Origin of the sequence: uncultured Succinivibrio sp., assembly GCF_902756765.1 — a bacterium.
GTDB lineage: Bacteria > Pseudomonadota > Gammaproteobacteria > Enterobacterales > Succinivibrionaceae > Succinivibrio.
This window is the reverse complement of the sequence record NZ_CACVSS010000014.1, coordinates 1-17,711: the sequence shown is the minus strand read 5'-3', so window position 1 is coordinate 17,711 and position 17,711 is coordinate 1. Positions and strand designations below refer to the sequence as shown.

At 40.6% G+C, this 17,711-nt stretch carries 19 protein-coding genes; 11 read left to right on the top strand and 8 right to left on the bottom strand.

The features are described from left to right. The first annotated feature begins 165 nt into the window (after positions 1–165). From QZU45_RS03450 to QZU45_RS03440, 3 genes are all read left to right on the top strand, one after another. Positions 166–1,164, top strand: a complete 999-nt coding sequence (locus QZU45_RS03450) for a TRAP transporter substrate-binding protein (RefSeq protein WP_295351645.1) — start codon at positions 166–168, stop codon at positions 1,162–1,164. Between the two features lie 106 nt (positions 1,165–1,270). Beyond that, entirely contained in the window at positions 1,271–2,554 is a 1,284-nt protein-coding gene (locus QZU45_RS03445) for a TRAP transporter large permease (RefSeq protein WP_295351642.1), read from the top strand. A gap of 9 nt (positions 2,555–2,563) precedes the next feature. Then, a complete protein-coding gene (locus QZU45_RS03440) occupies positions 2,564–3,076 on the top strand; it encodes a TRAP transporter small permease subunit (RefSeq protein WP_295351639.1) in 513 nt (170 codons plus the stop codon). Between the two features lie 644 nt (positions 3,077–3,720). Here the strand turns inward: QZU45_RS03440 and QZU45_RS03435 are convergent. Further along, entirely contained in the window at positions 3,721–4,269 is a 549-nt protein-coding gene (locus QZU45_RS03435) for a single-stranded DNA-binding protein (RefSeq protein WP_295351636.1), read from the bottom strand. Positions 4,270–4,744: 475 nt separating this feature from the next. On the opposite strand from QZU45_RS03435, the gene uvrA reads away from it, so the two are divergent. Together uvrA and QZU45_RS03425 are read left to right on the top strand one after the other, a co-directional pair. Further along, positions 4,745–7,588, top strand: a complete 2,844-nt coding sequence (gene uvrA, locus QZU45_RS03430) for an excinuclease ABC subunit UvrA (protein WP_295351633.1) — start codon at positions 4,745–4,747, stop codon at positions 7,586–7,588. Positions 7,589–7,596: 8 nt separating this feature from the next. After that, positions 7,597–7,977 carry a DUF2750 domain-containing protein gene (locus QZU45_RS03425; protein ID WP_295351630.1) on the top strand — a complete coding sequence of 127 codons (381 nt, stop codon included), beginning with the start codon at positions 7,597–7,599 and terminating at the stop codon, positions 7,975–7,977. A gap of 34 nt (positions 7,978–8,011) precedes the next feature. Here QZU45_RS03425 and yjgA read toward each other — a convergent pair whose 3' ends face one another. Genes yjgA through QZU45_RS03395 form a run of 6 tightly spaced genes read right to left on the bottom strand, consistent with a single transcriptional unit; the run spans position 8,012 to position 11,606 of the window. Beyond that, a complete protein-coding gene (gene yjgA / locus QZU45_RS03420; RefSeq protein ID WP_295351627.1) occupies positions 8,012–8,575 on the bottom strand; it encodes a ribosome biogenesis factor YjgA in 564 nt (187 codons plus the stop codon). A gap of 3 nt (positions 8,576–8,578) precedes the next feature. Further along, the gene (locus QZU45_RS03415) at positions 8,579–8,827 is read right to left on the bottom strand and encodes an STAS domain-containing protein (RefSeq protein WP_295351624.1); all 249 of its coding nucleotides are present in this window, start codon (positions 8,825–8,827) and stop codon (positions 8,579–8,581) included. Between the two features lie 19 nt (positions 8,828–8,846). Further along, positions 8,847–9,461, bottom strand: a complete 615-nt coding sequence (locus QZU45_RS03410) for an ABC transporter substrate-binding protein (RefSeq protein WP_295351621.1) — start codon at positions 9,459–9,461, stop codon at positions 8,847–8,849. 12 nt (positions 9,462–9,473) lie between these two features. Beyond that, entirely contained in the window at positions 9,474–10,013 is a 540-nt protein-coding gene (gene mlaD, locus QZU45_RS03405; RefSeq protein ID WP_295351618.1) for an outer membrane lipid asymmetry maintenance protein MlaD, read from the bottom strand. A 13-nt stretch (positions 10,014–10,026) separates the two neighbouring features. After that, positions 10,027–10,800 (bottom strand): lipid asymmetry maintenance ABC transporter permease subunit MlaE, encoded by a 774-nt coding sequence (mlaE, locus tag QZU45_RS03400; protein ID WP_074839098.1) that lies wholly within the window; start codon positions 10,798–10,800, stop codon positions 10,027–10,029. After that, entirely contained in the window at positions 10,800–11,606 is an 807-nt protein-coding gene (locus tag QZU45_RS03395) for an ATP-binding cassette domain-containing protein (RefSeq protein WP_295351615.1), read from the bottom strand. The genes mlaE and QZU45_RS03395 overlap by 1 nt, the downstream gene beginning before the upstream one ends. A gap of 342 nt (positions 11,607–11,948) precedes the next feature. Between QZU45_RS03395 and QZU45_RS03390 the strand changes: the two genes are divergently transcribed. The 6 genes from QZU45_RS03390 to QZU45_RS03365 all read left to right on the top strand — a co-directional run bounded on the left by QZU45_RS03390 (position 11,949) and on the right by QZU45_RS03365 (position 17,315). Next, complete coding sequence (locus QZU45_RS03390; RefSeq protein ID WP_295351612.1) at positions 11,949–12,521, top strand: HAD family hydrolase; 573 nt, start codon at positions 11,949–11,951, stop codon at positions 12,519–12,521. Next, positions 12,508–13,086 carry an LPS export ABC transporter periplasmic protein LptC gene (lptC, locus tag QZU45_RS03385; protein WP_295351609.1) on the top strand — a complete coding sequence of 193 codons (579 nt, stop codon included), beginning with the start codon at positions 12,508–12,510 and terminating at the stop codon, positions 13,084–13,086. The genes QZU45_RS03390 and lptC overlap by 14 nt, the downstream gene beginning before the upstream one ends. Next, positions 13,052–13,570 carry a lipopolysaccharide transport periplasmic protein LptA gene (lptA, locus tag QZU45_RS03380; RefSeq protein ID WP_295351606.1) on the top strand — a complete coding sequence of 173 codons (519 nt, stop codon included), beginning with the start codon at positions 13,052–13,054 and terminating at the stop codon, positions 13,568–13,570. Before lptC ends, lptA begins: the two co-directional genes overlap by 35 nt. Positions 13,571–13,588: 18 nt before the next feature. Then, positions 13,589–14,314 carry an LPS export ABC transporter ATP-binding protein gene (gene lptB, locus QZU45_RS03375; RefSeq protein WP_074839113.1) on the top strand — a complete coding sequence of 242 codons (726 nt, stop codon included), beginning with the start codon at positions 13,589–13,591 and terminating at the stop codon, positions 14,312–14,314. A 26-nt stretch (positions 14,315–14,340) separates the two neighbouring features. Further along, positions 14,341–15,930 carry an RNA polymerase factor sigma-54 gene (locus tag QZU45_RS03370; protein WP_366925481.1) on the top strand — a complete coding sequence of 530 codons (1,590 nt, stop codon included), beginning with the start codon at positions 14,341–14,343 and terminating at the stop codon, positions 15,928–15,930. Between the two features lie 137 nt (positions 15,931–16,067). Further along, on the top strand, positions 16,068–17,315 hold the full coding sequence (locus QZU45_RS03365; RefSeq protein WP_295351599.1) for an AAA family ATPase: 1,248 nt from the start codon (positions 16,068–16,070) through the stop codon (positions 17,313–17,315). Between the two features lie 12 nt (positions 17,316–17,327). On the opposite strand, the gene QZU45_RS03360 is transcribed toward QZU45_RS03365, so the two are convergent. Continuing rightward, positions 17,328–17,711: transposase (locus QZU45_RS03360; protein ID WP_295351596.1), on the bottom strand; the 384-nt coding region annotated here is incomplete at its 5' end.

The following is a 17,711-nucleotide window of genomic DNA, read 5'->3' as shown; positions in this document are numbered from 1 at the left end:
TTTGTGAACATATTACTATCACCTGTTTCCATTTTCCGATTAGAGTTGATTGTGGATAGAATAATGTCTTTCCCAGAGAAAATGCTGTTATTTCCAACGGCTCTGATAATCACAGAATAAAACAATAAAAATATATTAAACAAACATACAACGGAGATTGTTATCATGTTGAAAATCCTATCAAAAACTGCACTTGCAGTCGCAGTCTGCGCCTTCTGTTCAACAGCAGCATACAGTGCTGAATTCAAGGAAATTACCTTAAGACTGGCTCATACAGCCGCAACTTCTCATGCCCATAATAAGGCAGCAGAACAGTTTGCCAAGAATGTTAAGGAAAGAACCGGAGGTAAGGTAACTGTTGAGGTCTATCCTGCAGGTGAGCTTGGAGATCAGCCAGCTCTGGCAGAGCAGATTACCATGAGTTCTCTGGATATGGCCATTGTTTCCTTAGGTAATCTTGCCACCTACTCAAAGAAACTAAATGCCATGACCGCTCCATTCCTCTTTGAAAACTACGATCATGCACATAAGGTTATCGACAATTATGTAATGGATTGGATGAATGAAGGTCTTGCTCAACATGACGCTTATGGTTTATCCATGTTCGACTATGGTTTCAGACAGACCACAACCAAGGGTATCGTGGTTAAGAGAGCTGAGGATCTGAAGGGAGTAAAAATCCGCGTTCCACCTTCAGCAGGACTACTGGCTGCCTTTGATGCAATCGGAGCCAATACCCAGAAGATTGCATACTCTGAGCTATATTCCTCATTAAAGCAGGGTGTTGTAGACGGCCAGGAAAATCCGGTTTTCACCATTTATGCCGATTCTCTGTTTGAAACACAGGATAATCTGGCTCTAACCAACCACTATTTTGACTGTCAGGCTCTGATAATCAACAAGGACACCTACGACGCTCAGTCAGATGAACTCAAACAGATCTTAAAGGAAGAGGCCATCAAGGCACAGAATCTTACCCGTGAAGAAATCTCCGGTGGCGAAGCCAAGGTGATTGAACAGCTAAAAGAGAAGGGAATGAACGTTACCACTCCTGACAGACAGTCATTCATTGACAAGATGGCACCAGCCTACAAGAAAATCGGAGAACTATCCGGACAGGAAGAAATGGACAAGCTGCTTAAGGCTGTTGCAGACAACAAGTAGACTGTCTGATTTGATTTAACCTGTCATTCTCGCTGTCATCTTATGGAAGGTAACTATCTGAAATTAAAATAGATTACCTTCCTGATTTCAAAATACGGAACGTAATATGATCATGTTCTTTATCTTTGCAGGCGTACTGCTGCTGATGCTGATTGGTGTAAGCACTGCAGTTACCATGGGATTTACCTCGCTTGCAACCTTTCTTCTGGCTGGAGGAGGATTAGAAAAATTATTTCTTATTCCCCAGCGTATGTACGATCAGGTCTCCGGCATTACTCTGATGTCTATTCCATTTTTCCTTTTAATGGGAAACTTCATGAATGTAGGCGGTGTATCCGGCAGTCTGTTTGGCTTTGGAAGAGCCTGCCTTGGACATAGATGGGGCGGTCTGTCCAATGCTGCAATTGCTGCCTGTATGGTAATGGCTGCCATGTCAGGTTCTGCCGCAGCCTGTGCCGCCGGTATTGGTATGATTGCCATCGGAGAGATGTCAAAGTGCGGTTATGGAAAACCATTCTGCTGTGCAACCATTGCTGCAGGCGGAGCTTTAGGTCCTATTATTCCTCCAAGCATTACCCTGATTCTTTACGCAGGACTGACACAGACCTCCGTTAATTCCCTGTTTGCGGCAGGAATTGTGCCTGGTCTGCTGCTGGGTATCGGTTTTATGTCCTGGTCATCATATGTAAGCTACAAGAACGGTTATGCAAAAGAAGATCCTGTACCCTGGATTGAACGCTATGATGCCTTCAAGAAAGCTTTTTTAGCCTTGATGACTCCTGTCATTGTCATAGGCGGTATGTTTGCAGGCCTGTTCACCGCGACTGAAGCAGCCGCTGTTGCCAGTTTCTATGTAATGGTTTTAGGCTTCTTTGTTTACCACACTCTGCATATCAGGGATTTACCAAAAATATTCTGGGAAACCGTAGAACAGACTTCAAAGGTAATGTTTATTATTGCAACTGCAGGTTTCTTCCAGTACGTATTGCTGTATACACGTATTCCTCAGCAGGCAATTGCCTTTATTTCCGAAAGCTTCACCTCAATTATTCCTGTACTGCTGATTATCATTCTGGTACTGGTTTTAATGGGCTGTTTCATGGAGGGAACCGCAATTCTGCTGATTACCGTTCCTATCTTTGTGCCTCTGGCAAAAGCCTTCCATTATGACGTAGTACAGATGGGTATTGTAATGTGCATTTCCCTTGCCGTTGGAGTTCTGACGCCTCCGGTGGGACTGAATCTGTATGTTATGGCTTCAATTACCGGAGAAAAGGTAATGGCTATTGCTAAACAGGCAGTTGGCTATGTTCTGATCATGATTGCTGTGGCAATTCTGGTAGCCTTCTGCGGACCTGTAACTCTAGGTCTTGGACATCTGATTAACTGAGGCTGATATATGAACACAGTATTAAATCTGCTTAAAGGCATAGATGCCATAGTCAGCAGGGTAACACGTTTTATCTGCATAGCATCTATGATGATCATCTTTGTGATGTTCCTTCTGAACGTATTCGTCAGATTTGTGCCTATATACAACTTCACCCAGACTGATGAATGGACTCAGCTATTTTTAGTATGGGTAATTTTCTTTGGAGCACAGGAACTGGTGAGAACCAGAGGACATTTTATTGTTGATGTAATAACTGACAGAATCGTAGGTACCCCTGCCGGCAAAATCTGCAGAATCATCTCCACAATCATTGAAGCCATCATGTACGCAACCATCTGCTACTACGGCTTTGTGCTGGTATGCCGCGCTCAGTCCTACATGCTGACCATCACCTGGCTGCAGAAGAAGTATTTTTACATGGTAATTCCTGTAAGCGCCTTCTTTATGACCTGCTACTCTCTGAGAGATATTGTTCAGGCCTTTAAACTGCCATGGACAGCCGAGAAGAAAGAGGCTTAACACATATACCAAAAAACTCGTAAATCCCGGTAAAACCGGGACTTGCGAGCTATCATGTTGAAGAATACTTAATCTGATTTAGAAATAGTATTTCAGCTCAGCATTTGAATAGATGTCGCGATACTCGGCACCATAACGCCCTTTCAAGGTTAAATCCAGACTTAATCCTCTCAGATTCTCATCCGGCTTGACAAGAAAACCTATTTCAACACAGGTTCTATAACCGTCAAGTTTTGATGGTTTGGCTTTAACATCGGTTTCTACAGTCAGCTCAGACTTGCCGTCAAACTCATATTCACCACCAAGTCCGGCATAGAAGGGCTTTCGCTCTGCATAATCCAGCTGATAGCGATCGGCAAGCTTCAGACGGTGACTGTAAACATTATGAACCTTGTAATAACCCCCCTCAAATATTTGGTAGAAACCTTTAAATAATCGTAATTGTTATCACATTAAAGAATGATTTTTATGCTAATTATTCTAATAAATATCTTTTAAATCAGTATGTTAATCAGTTGGATGACATAAATTAAAATCAGTCCACTATTTGCGGTTATGTAACAAAGAAAAAAAATAAAGAAAAAGTTTTACGCGGATATAAAAGGACAGAGAGCCCCCCCCGGGAGGGGCATCTCAATTAATATTTAGAATGGCAGATCGTCAGAATCATCATTTCCATCCACAACAATAGCAGGTTCAGGATTTGATGATGCTGGTTTCTGATTTATAAAAGATGAATCATTCAGAAATGATGGCTGTGCTGAAGGATTTCCGTATGGAGAATTATCAGGCTGAGCAGGATTGTTTCTAATAGAGTTATTCAGTGATGAGAAAGAATCACTCTCCGAGTGAGCCTTTGAAGAACCAAGCATCTGTAGCTCATCTGCTACAATTTCTGTAACACTTTTCTTAACATTCTGCTTATCGGTAAAAGATCTGGTACGAAGTTTTCCTTCCACGTATACCAGTGATCCCTTATGTAGCCATTTCTGAGCTATTTCTGCCAGTCTTCCCCATAAAACAACTCGATGCCATTCAGCTATCTCTGTCATCTGACCGGATTCTGCATTGCGACGAACCTCATTGGTAACCATTGAAACATTGGCAACTGCAGTACCTGAACCAGTTGTTCTAAATACAGGTTCATCTCCAAGATTACCAATCAGAATTACTTTATTAACTCCACGAGTCATATTAAATCCTTATAAATAGACTGTCCTCGGAGAAGAAATCTCTTTGGTACAGCAAAATGATTATTATTAGCCTGTATATTATTGCATTGAAAAATTTGCTCCTGCATTTAAGCATACCCAAAAATACCCACTTACAATGCATGTCATTTAGCTTAAATCTTTTTTTTCTTTTTTTTCAATAAGATTAGATAAGAACTGTGCGGTAAATTTTTTTTGATTTAAATATTTTCAGAACAAAGAAAGATAATCAAAAAAATTGGGCAGGAATTATGTTGAAACATAATTCATTGAAATATATTTCAATGAAACATAATTCAATAAAGATTATTTTCAGTGCTCTCATAGTATGACTTCAATGCATAATTATCTCTAATAGAAATCATTACTGATTAATTTTGTCGTCTTTTCTTTTATCCTCCATGAATTGTTTAAGGTAAAATTACAAAATCGACTTTAATAAAAATCAATTATACAAATGGATAAAATCGTAATTCGCGGTGCCCGCACCCATAATCTGAAAAATCTGAATCTGACAATTCCACGTAACAAACTCTGCGTAATCACAGGAAGATCAGGTTCAGGAAAATCATCTCTTGCCTTCGACACTCTTTATGCAGAAGGACAGCGTCGCTATGTGGAATCTCTTTCTGCATACGCCCGTCAGTTCTTATCCCTGATGGACAAACCTGATGTTGATTCAATTGAAGGTCTATCCCCTGCTATCTCCATTGAGCAGAAGGCCACCTCCCACAACCCAAGATCAACAGTCGGTACTATCACAGAGATTCATGACTATTTAAGACTTATCTGGGCAAGAATCGGAGAGGCAAGATGTCCAGAACACGGCACGGTTCTGAAAGCTCAGACCATAAGCCAGATGGTTGATGCGGTTATGGAACAGCCTGAGGGAACCAAGATTATGATCCTCTCTCCTGTGGTAAGAGGAAGAAAGGGCGAATATAAACAGCTGTTTACTGATCTGGCTAAAGACGGTTTTATCCGCGCCAGGGTCGATGGAGAAATCTGCGATCTCTCCGATCCTCCAGATCTGGCTTTAAGAGAAAAGCATGATATTGATATTGTTGTAGACAGAATCAAGGTTAAGCCAGATTTAAAACAGCGTCTTGCTGATTCCTTTGAAACCGCGCTCAAATACTCTGACGGTATTGCCGTGGTCTGTCCAATGGAGGAGCATAAAAAAGAGGATGAGATTCTGTTCTCATCTCATTACTCATGCCCTATCTGCGGCTATTCAATTCCAGAATTAGAACCAAGAGATTTCTCCTTTAATAATCCACACGGATACTGTCCTAAATGCGAAGGCTTAGGTGCAATGATGGTTCTGGATATCGACAAGATCGTTCCTGATAAAACCAAATCCGTATTTGAGGGAGCAATTCTAGGATGGGACAGAAGAAATCCTTTCTATTATAAGGAATTAGAAGCTGTTGCCGATTATTACGATATAGATCTTCAGAAACCATTTAGTGAGCTTACCAAAAAGGAAGTTGATCTGCTCATGTATGGAACTGGCACTACAGCCATTCCTATGAAAATGGTCTACTCTGGAGGAAAGAAATCCCAGACCAGCTTTGAGCCATTTGAGGGTGTTATTCCTAATTACGAGAGAAGATCACGCGAAACCGAATCTGAGTATGTAAGAGTCTATATTTCAAAACTGATGAGACCACTGCCTTGCCCTGACTGTCATGGCGCAAGGCTGAAGAAGGAATACTGCAACGTATTTGTTAACAATAAATCCTTACCAGAGATTAATAACTACTCAATACAGGAGTGCTATCAGTTCTTCTCCGAAATAAAGCTTACAGAGCAGGAAAAGAATATTGCCTCACGAGTATTAAAGGAAATCAGAGCCAGATTGGGATTTCTGATAAACGTTGGACTTGGATATCTGACTCTGTCGCGCTCAGCTGAAACCCTATCCGGAGGTGAAGCCCAGCGTATCAGGCTGGCAAGTCAGATCGGTGCAGGTCTGACCGGTGTTATGTATGTGCTGGACGAACCTAGTATCGGTCTTCATCAGAGGGATAACTCAAAGCTCCTTGATGCCCTGAAGAATCTGAGAGACATCGGCAATACAGTTATTGTTGTAGAGCACGATGAAGATACCATGAGAGCTGCAGATCAGATTATAGATATCGGTCCTGCAGCCGGAATCAACGGTGGCGAAGTAATCGCTCAGGGACCAGTTGATGAAATTGAAAAATGCGAAAACTCCCTGACCGGTAAATACCTCTCAGGCAAGAGACGCATTGAAATTCCAAAGAAAAGAATCAAACCAAAGAAATCAAAGCTCCTGACTTTAAAGGGATGTACCGGCAATAACCTCAAGAATATCGACGTATCCTTCCCTGTTGGATGCTTCGTGGTAGTAACAGGCGTTTCAGGTTCTGGCAAATCAACACTGGTTAACGATACCCTGGTCAGAATTGCCGAGCGTAAACTAAACGGAGTCACAGCAAATGATGATCCAGCTCCATTCAGAGAGATAGAGGGACTTGAGCATTTTGACAAGATCATCTGTATTGATCAGAGTCCTATCGGCAGAACTCCTCGTTCCAATCCTGCAACATACGTAGGACTGTTCTCTGATATACGAGACCTGTTTGCAAAAACTCCTGAATCAAGAGCAAGAGGCTATACTCCTGGCAGATTCTCCTTTAACGTAAAGGGAGGTAGATGCGAAGCCTGTCAGGGCGATGGAACCATCAAGGTTTCCATGAACTTCATGCCTGATGTCTATGTAAAATGCGAAGAGTGTGACGGTAAGAGATATAACCGAGAAACTCTTGAAGTTTTATATAAAGGCAAGACTATCGCCGATGTTCTGGACATGAACATTGAGCAGGCTTTAGAGTTCTTCTCGGCAGTACCTTCCATCGCATCTAAGCTGCAGACACTGATGGACGTGGGCCTATCCTACATTACCCTAGGTCAGTCTGCTACAACCTTCTCAGGCGGTGAAGCTCAGAGAATCAAGCTCTCTAAAGAACTGTCAAAGAAGGCTACCGGTAAGACTCTTTACATTCTTGATGAGCCTACTACAGGTCTGCACTTTGAAGATGTGAGACTGTTACTGGATGTTCTGACCAGATTAAGAGATCAGGGAAATACTGTTATAGTAATCGAACATAATCTTGACGTAATCAAGTCTGCAGATTATCTTATCGACCTAGGACCTGAAGGTGGACGTAACGGCGGAAATATAATCGTCTGCGGTACTCCTGAAGAGGTCAGTGAATGTAGAGAATCATTTACCGGGCAGTTTTTAAAACCAATACTAGAAAGAGGCTATTAGGAGACTATATGGCAAAACTTACAGAAAAAGAATATGAGGCAATCCAGTCTCTAAATGCAGAATACAGACAGGCAATGTTTATGAGAGTTGCCAAAGAAGAAAATGGCTTCTACATTCTTGCTGATAGCGAAGGCCCACTGATTCTTGAAGATACAGAGGAAGATGAGGATCATAACATTTTCAGTATTCTTCCTGTATGGTCACATGAGGAACTTGCTGCAGGCTATGCTGAGAAAAACGGCATGGAAGGTTTCAAGCCTCAGTTTGTAACCACTCAGGTCTGGAACGAGAAATGGGTTCCAGCCTTCCGTGAGCAGCAGAATGTACTGATTGGCTTTATGCCGATTTCAGATAAGGATTTCTCTGTAGAATCACCTATAGAATTCTAACGTCTTCACCAAAGGCAAAGACGTCAGATCAGGATTACTTGATGAGGTCGTCTGGGATCTGAACCTTTGCCTTTGCAAGTTCAGTTTTGACATATTTGAACAAAGCTCTGGAATTAGGCTTTGCCACTTCCTCAGATTCGATTTTAGCGGATTCTTCCTTGGCCTTCTTAACCAGGTTTCTAAGCTTGTTTCTGTCAATTTCAGCTGCCAGATTACATAAGGCGTTAACTACCTCAATTCCTCCGGTAATCAGCTTCTCTCTTAACTTCTCAAGCTTTAGGGCATTAGGATCAACCTTTGATGAGGCACCCAGCATATTAACCTGCTGCTCAAGATCAGAGTCGTCATAGGCTCTCTGAAGCTTAGCCACATACTGAAGCTGTCTGCGTCTTTCATCTGATTTTGGCTTGAGTTTTCTTGCAATAATCAGAGCATCCTTGACATCCTGAGGAATAACCAGGGATTTAAAGCTCTGATCACCAAGATCAGCTATCTTTTCCACAAGCTTTCTGATTGCCTGAGCCTCTCGCTTGTGAGCACTGCGGCTCTCCTCTGCAGGGGCGGCATCAAAGCCTTCAAAATGTTTCTGTTCTGCCATAAGTTACTTCTTGATTTCTAAAATCTCATTAAGTCTATAAGTTGTGATCAAATTTACTGCAGTCTGTGAAACATTAAGCAATTTAATCTTTTTACTGTCTAAAGACTTGGCCCACTGCACCAGATAGGCAGCACCGGCCGCATCAATCTTTCTGATATTCTGCATATCAAAAACTGAATTCTTGAAGATTTCATCTCGCTGTTTCCACAGCTTTGGCACAGTAGTAAAGGTTAATTCTGTAAGATTATCCATAACCCACCAGGAACTCTGCTTATTTGTTATCTGTTGAATTCAGTTTTGCAATGGCTGCATCTACGCCCTGATTCTTAATGATTGGAGAAATCTCTGAAACCTTGGCATCCAGCATGGAAATGTTCTCGCCGATAAGATCAAAGGCCTTCCACTCACCGGTCTTTGAATTCTTGCGCATCTTCAGAACCAGCTCTAAATCCTTTTTACCGCTCTCTCTGATAATCATCTTTACAGAAACCAGAGACTCACTTTCAGGAACACTCTTTACCTCTGAAGGAACAATTTCCTGATTGGTGTACTTTGAAAGAACTGAAACAAAGCTCTGTTTCATGTATTTTTCAAATGCATTGGTAAACTTCTCTCTGTCTTCCTTGGAAAGAGTCTTAAGAGAGGTTCCCATTACCTTGTAGGCTGCATATTTGATGTCGATATAAGGGAACAGATTATCCTGAATGATCTTCTCGGAAACAGCATTGTCAGAAATCTTATCCTTGTTGGCTTTAATTTCCTTGACGGTATTTACAGCAACATCATTTGCCAGCTGATAAGGATTGCTCATGTCAAAATTTGCCTGAGCGGTGAAACTGAACATAAGAACGATAAAAGCTGATAAAAGCGCAATAATCTTTTTCATAGTAAAACTACCCTATTCCTTAGTTGAATCAGTGTTTGAATCTGTGGTTGTCTCTGCAGCACTAGCCTTTGATTTTTCGGCATCCTGTGAGGAATTAAATAAAAACTTTGAAATCAGATCCTCAAGCACGACAGCTGAACCGGTGTCGGTGATGTAATCACCATTCTTAAGATAGGTGGTTCCAAGATCCTCATCATAGAAGCCTGGAGTAATGGCAATATACTGCTCACCGATAATACCAGAGGTCTGAATGCTGGCTTTTGATTCGCTGGAGATTTTATCAAATTTTTTCTCGATACCGATACTTACAACCGGAGTCAGACTCTCACCATCAAGATTGATGGCGGTAACTCTGCCGATGGCAACACCGCCGATTCTGACAGGAGCACGTAATCTTAATGAACCGATATTCTCAAACTTGGCATAGACTGTATACAGTTCTGCTTTGGAATTTAATACCAGACCTGCAACCTGCAGAGCAAGAACACATGCAGCGATAATGCCTAACAGCATGAAAATGCCAACCATGATTTCTGTTTTTAAATATTTCATTACTAATTACCTACTAGAACATTAATGCTGTAAGAATAAAATCCAGACCTAAAACCGCTAATGATGACTGCACAACTGTAGCGGTGGTAGCTCTACTGATACCCTCAGAAGTTGGACGGCAGTCATAACCGTTGAAAAGAGCAATCCAGGTACAGACAAAACCAAAGACTGCAGCTTTGATAATCATTGGAACCAGATCCTCTGTAAGATCGACGCTGGCCTGCATACCTGACCAGAAAATACCATCGTCAATACCAAGCCAGTCAACACCAACAAGCTTTCCGCCATATATACCGATAAGACAGAAAAGCAACGAGAGAATAGGCATACTGATAAGACCGGCCCAGAATCTTGGAGCAATGATTCGTCTGAGAGGATCAACCGCCATCATTTCCATGGCTGAAAGCTGCTCAGAAGCCTTTAACTGACCAATTTCAGCTGTCAGTGCAGAACCTGCTCTACCTGCGTACAGCAGTGCGGTAACCACAGGGCCAAGCTCTCTGATGATAGACAGAGCCACAAGGGTTCCCAGAGAACCTGTAGCCATAAAATCCTTTAAGATATTAAAGCCCTGCAGACCTAAAACCATTCCGATAAACAGTCCTGAAACCAGAATGATAATGATGGACTGAACACCAACAAAATAAATCTGGTTTATCAGTAAAGGAAATGATTTTTTTAGGTTAGGTATCGCTATGATTGAATGAAGAAAAATGATTGTAGATCTCCCTAAAGAGGAGATCTTTTTCAACGCATATCTTCCTAAAATACCAAATAATTCTAACATTACAGCTCCTCGATATAATTCTGAGAGCCTTTTAGTTTAAAAGCATAAGGACCATCAAAATCGCCCTGAATAAACTGAATAACTCTAGGATCACTGCTGTTTACAATCTCCTGTGGAGTTCCGCTTCCTAAAACCGAACCTTCCGAAAGAATATAGACATAGTGGGCAACTTCGAGTATCTCTTTCACATCGTGTGTTACAACAACTGAAGTTTTGCCTAAGGATTTGTTGATATCAGCAATAAGCTTAACCAGTACGCCTTTGGTAATAGGATCCTGACCAACAAAAGGCTCATCATACATGATGAGATCAGGATCCAGAGCAATAGAACGGGCAAGTGCGGCACGTCGTGCCATACCGCCTGAAAGCTCTGAAGGGTACAGATAGGCAGCAGCTCTCATTCCTACGGCCTCAAGATTCATTAAAACTACATCATGAATCAACTCTTCAGGAAGAGCTGTGTGTTCTCTGATAGGAAAAGCGACATTGTCAAAAACATTCATATCTGAAAACAGAGCTCCGCTCTGAAAAAGCATACTCATTCTTTTTCTGAGTTCATAAAGCTCATTTCTTTTCAGTGAATGAACGTTGATGCCGTCAAATTCGATTGTCCCCTCATCTGGGACAAGCTGTGCACCTATCAGTCTTAGGATCGTAGTTTTACCAGTACCTGAAGGTCCGAGAATCGCTGTAATTTTTCCTTTAGGGATATTCAGCGACAGATTCTTGTAAATCTGCTTACTGGCATACGAGAAAGATACGTTATTAACTTTAATAAGACTATCTTCGTTTAGGATTTCACTCATAAACACATTTAATTTTTTTTATATACGGATAACAGAGAATTTAATCAGAGTATAGGTAAAAAACAGATACCCGATAAAAATACTCAAAATTAATCTCTTATGATACCTGCATTGTACCAAATTAATAAGGCACATAAATTCAGTATAGGCGAAATTGTCCATATATAGAGACAACAATATGAATATTGTTGGTCGCAAAATCACATTAATAGTTGTTATAATTACGCATGTTTTTTCTAGTCTTTAATTTATCAATTAAACTTAAAGTTGGTACATTGAAAAATGTACTGAGTTTATTTTTACATCTGGATGATTTTTATCCAAAGAAAATACCGGAATAATATGAAAAAAGTTACTACCGTTAATACCTGCTATGGAAAAGTTGACGCAGAATTTCTGACCCGTCTGTCAACCATCAAGCTTTTGGCATTTGATGTGGACGGAACCATAACTGACGGCGGCATTATCTATGACAATGAAAATCTAGAGTTAAAAAGATTTAATACTAAGGACGGTTTTGGAATCCATACTTTGGTTAAAGAAGGAATCGAGTGTGCAGTTATCACCGGCAGAGAGGCAAATCTGACTGCAAGACGCATGCAGGATCTCAAGGTTCAGCACATCATTCAGGGAGAGAAATCAAAAAACACTGCCCTGACAAATTTATGTGAAAAACTGAATATATCTCCGGATGAGGCAGTATGCATCGGAGATGATCTCAATGATATGCCAATGTTCAGAATTGCCGGTTTAAGTGTCTGTCCCCATGATGCCCATCCTTTCATCAAATCACAGGTTGATTATATAACTACCTGTAATGCAGGCTATGGTGCAGTAAGAGAACTGTGCGATCTGATTTTAATGTCAAAGGGGATCCTGAATCCGGATGGTGGATTTGTAGATGAACGTTACTAAAAAATCGATACTGATTACGGTACTTTTTGCTTTCATATCGTCAGCCATTTACCTTTATACCTTAACTTTAAAAACACAGGAAGTTAAGGATATGTCTGGGCTGCCTACATTTATTGCAACAGACTCTAACGGAACCCTGTTTGATAAAACAGGAAAAATAACCAGAACCATGATTGCAAGCAGAACAGAATTCTACGATCAGGGAAATATGTACCATTTTGATGATCCGCTGATCACAGCTTACAACTACAAGGATGCTGACAATCCTAATATCTGGCATCTTAAGGGCCAGAAAGGCAAAATGAAGTCCAATGACTACGCCATTGTAAATGGCGATGTAGTCATCTATCCTGGTTTTAAGGATGCAGTCATCGACAAGGCAACTGCAGATAATCTTGTCTACAGCTTTGCAACTGATGAAGTAACCTCCAAAGATCTTGTAACCATTTACGGACATGTGTTCCAGACCGAAGGCACCAATTTTAAATTCAATCTATCAAATAATGTGATGAGTTATAAGGGAAAACCACATGCTACATATTATCCAAAGAGCAAGAAAGACTAAGTTAGTTCTACTGATGATAGCCCTTGCATCACAAAGCGCATATGCATTAAAGGACGATACTGAGCAGCCTTTGAATATTATCTCAAAGGAGCAGATTGCAGATTTTGAATCCAACAAAGCTATTTTTATCAAGGATGTAGTTGCCACTCAGGGCAGTATGGAACTGCATGCTGATAAGGCTGAGTTATCCAGAAACAGTAAGGGTGAACTCCAGGAAGTTAAAGCCTACGGCAAACCTGCGACCTTTAAACAGCTCCAGGATGACGGCAAGCTGGTTCACTCTCAGTCATCAATTATTCAGTATTTGCCAGAGAAGAATCTGCTGATCCTTATCGGTAGAGCTACAATCTGGCAAGACAACTCTCATGTTGATGGCGAGAGAATTGAGTACAATACTGTAACAAGACAGTTAAAAGCATCAAATGAAAACAGCCAGGGCGGAAGAGTACAGAGCACATTCCTGCCTCAGGAACTGAAAAAATAATACCTACCGGAAATAAGAATGAGTATATTACAGGCTTTACATTTAAAGAAAACCTATAAGAAAAGAACTGTTGTTTCAGATGTCAGCCTAGATGTTGAGAGCGGTTCTATCGTTGGCCTTTTAGGTCCTAACGGAGCAGGAAAAACAACATCCTTCTACATGATTGTTGGTATTGTTTCCTCTGAAGGCGGAAACATCATTCTCGACGGCAAGGATATTACCTCTCTGCCTATGCATGCCAGAGCCAGAGCCGGTCTTGGCTATCTTCCACAGGAAAACTCCATCTTCAGAAAGCTTACTGTTTATCAGAACCTGATGGGCGTTATGGAGCTTGTACCTAATCTGACAAAGGCTCAGCGTGAAGAAAAGGTTAATGAGCTGCTAGAAGAATTCAACATTGCAAGACTAAGAGACAATTCCGGTATGTCCCTGTCTGGTGGAGAGAGACGCCGTGTTGAAATCGCCAGAGCTCTGGCCGCTGATCCTAAATTCATTCTGCTGGATGAGCCTTTTGCAGGTGTTGATCCTATTTCAGTTAACGATATTAAAGAGATTATCCTTCATTTGAGAAATAGAGGGATCGGCATCTTAATTACAGATCATAATGTCCGTGAAACTTTGGATGTTTGTGAAAAATCATATATAGTTAATGCAGGACAGATTATCGCGCAGGGTACTGCGGACGAAGTTCTAAGCAACACAAAAGTAAAGGATGTATATCTAGGAAAAGACTTCTCAATGTAATAAAACATAAGGGATTTATGGCAGGAATAAGAAACGCGCTGCAATTAAGAACAGCTCAGACTCAGACATTATCAATGACGCCTCAACTGCAACAGGCTATCAAGCTGCTGCAGCTGTCATCTATTGAGCTTGAGCAGGAAATTCAGCAGGTTCTTGAAGAAAATCCCTTTTTAGAGAAAGTCTCTTCTGACTCAAATGACGAGTCATTAGAAGCTCTTGAGGAAAAAGAGCAGTCAGATTCCGACGGCTTTGATCCCTTCGACAACGATTCCTCAGCAAGCAATACCTCAGACTCCATGATTGAACATGACAATTATGGAGACGAGAATTTCGATCCTTTCAGAGATTCCAATTCTTCATCCATATCAGAAAGTCAGAGTACCTCAAACGAGGATACAGCTGTTGAAGAAAACAACGTCACCTCTGTTAAAGAAGATGAGCTAATCCGTAACGATGACTATATCAACAAGAGCTCCAAAGGCCTGGCCATAGAGAACAACGATATCTATGAGGGTGAAACCACAGAAACCTTACGAGACCACCTGATTTTCCAGCTGGAGATGTCCCCTCTTGAAGGAACTGATAAGCTTATAGCCATGAATATTATTGATGCAATCAATGACTCAGGCTATATCACCGAATCACTTGAGGATATCCTAAGCTCAGTGCAGAAAGATGATCCTGAAACCACTCTAGATGATGTCAAAGCAATTCTAAAGCTTGTTCAGCACTATGATCCGCTGGGAGTGGCATCAAGAGATGCTGCCGAGTGTATGCTGATTCAGCTCCATGAAATGGACAGCTCAACCCCATACAGAGATCTGGCCATCAAAGTTATTTCAGAATACTCAGATCTGCTTTCCAACAGAGATTTCAGAAGTCTCTGTCAGAAGATGTCCATTAAGGAAAATGTTCTTAAGGAAATCATTGCGGTTCTGCAGAAGCTGAACCCAAGACCAGGTAATTTTGCCCCTTCCAAAAAAACCGATTTTGTTATTCCGGATGTTATTGTTGTAAAGACATCAGATGGCAACTATACAGCTGAACTGAATTCCTCAGCCAATACTCTCATCAGGATCAACGAAGCCTACAGTCAGCTTTCAAAACAGGCCAGAACAGTTCAGGAGAAGGAATTCTTTAAATCTCATCTGCAGGAGGCAAACTGGTTTATATCCAGCCTTGAAAAGCGTAATGAGACCCTACTGAAGGTTTCCCGCTGTATTGTTGCTCACCAGACTGAATTCATGGACAAAGGACCATCTGCAATGAAGCCAATGGTTCTCAATGATGTGGCAACAGAAATTGAGATGCATGAGTCCACTATTTCCAGAATCACTACAGAAAAATACATCTATACCCCTAAGGGCACCTTCGAACTCAAGTACTTCTTCTCCTCCTCTGTAGGAACCGATGACGGCGGTGCCGCTTCCGCAACTGCAGTTAAGTCCTTCATCAAAGATCTGATTGCAGGTGAGAATCCTCGCAAGCCACTCTCTGACAGCAAACTGTCTGAACTGCTTTTAGAGAAAGGAATGAATGTTGCCAGAAGAACTGTAGCAAAATACAGAGAGGCTTTAGGCATTGAATCATCCTCGCAGAGAAAGAAGCTGATCTAAGAGCTATTTTTGCAGTTATTCTTTCTCAGCATAATTTGAATAATATTAAAGGCTCCAGATCTAAAGCCCCAATACTCTGCTTGCTGATAAGCAAGAAGAATCTGCTAGAATAGAGAATAAAAGCAGGAGATAGTGGAATGGCTTCATATTTAAATCCAGGATTTGAAAAATATCAAGAATCATTAAATGCAAAGATATACATTGATAAATCAGATCTCATTGCCATTCTAAATGAAAATATCAGTACCACCCAGAAATACATCTGTATCAGCAGACCAAGACGCTTTGGAAAATCAGTTACTGCAAATATGCTCTGCGCCTATTATTCAAAAGATACAGACAGTTCCTTTCTATTTGATAACCTAAAAATAGCAAAATCAGATTCATATAAGAAACACCTGAATCAATACAACACCATCTTTATCAATATGCAGCGTTTTCTCTCCAGAGCCAAAAATGATATTGATCAGATGCTGAACGATCTGAATAACTTTATAAAAGAGGAAATCTGCGAACAGTACCCTTCAATTGATGTAAGTAAATTTACAGAACTTTACGATGTTTTAGACTGTGTCTATCAGCAATCAAATGATGGAAACGAACAGATCAAAAAAGGTTTTGTATTCATTATCGATGAATGGGACTGCATCCTGCGAGAGAAGCAAACTGATGCTACAGGAATAAAGAAATACCTGGATTATCTAATAGTCCTACTAAAAGATCAGAGCTATGTTGCTCTAGCCTACATGACAGGTATTCTTCCAATCAAGAAATACGGTTCTCACAGTGCGCTTAATATGTTTGATGAATATTCAATGACTGATCCTGGTGAATATGCATCATATATTGGCTTTACAAAGGATGAAGTTATCAATCTTTGCGATACATACCAGATTGATGTTAATACCATGAAAAAATGGTATGACGGCTATTCTTTTGATGAATCACTGCATCTTTATAATCCAAATTCTGTTGTAAAAGCAATTCAAAGGAAAAAGTTCTCTAGTTACTGGACACAGACAGAAACATTTGAGAGTCTTCGCAGATATATTGATTTAAATATGGAAGGACTTCGAGACGAGATTGTAAAACTTATTGCAGGTAATGAGGTTGTTGTAAATACTGCAAAATTCCACAATGATATGACAACCTTTGAAACCAAGAACGATGTTTTAACTCTTCTGATTCATTTGGGTTATCTAGCGATTGTTCCTGACTCAGAACTAAAAGGTATTGATAACGACAAAATTTTTGCTGTTCACATTCCTAACGAAGAGATTAGAAAAGAATTCAGAAACATAACTGAAGACAATCAGAATTATCCAGGAATATACTCCGCTAGTTTGGATCTACAAAAACCTATAAAAATATATAAAAAGCTATAAATTTATAGGCTTTTACCAAATTCCTGCTTCAACACTGCTGGTTGTTATCCCATTTATTGCTAAATCAGATAACAGAGCCGTCAGCTCTACAGGCTTCAGTTCGGAGATAGCTTCCCCTACGATTTTTATCTTTTGTCTAAGATTAATCGCTGCGTTCAGATCGCGATCTATTGTCAATCCACATTCAGGACATTCATATACTCTGTCTTTGAGCGTTAAATCTTTTTTCAGTGCGCCACACTTACTGCAGATCTTAGAACTTGCATAAAATCTATCCACTTCCTGTAGATTCCTACATTTATACTCCATTTTGTAGATAAGCTTTTCCTTGATATTGTAGAAACCAACATCACTGATTGCTCTGGAAAGCTTATGGTTTGCCATCATACCTTTAAC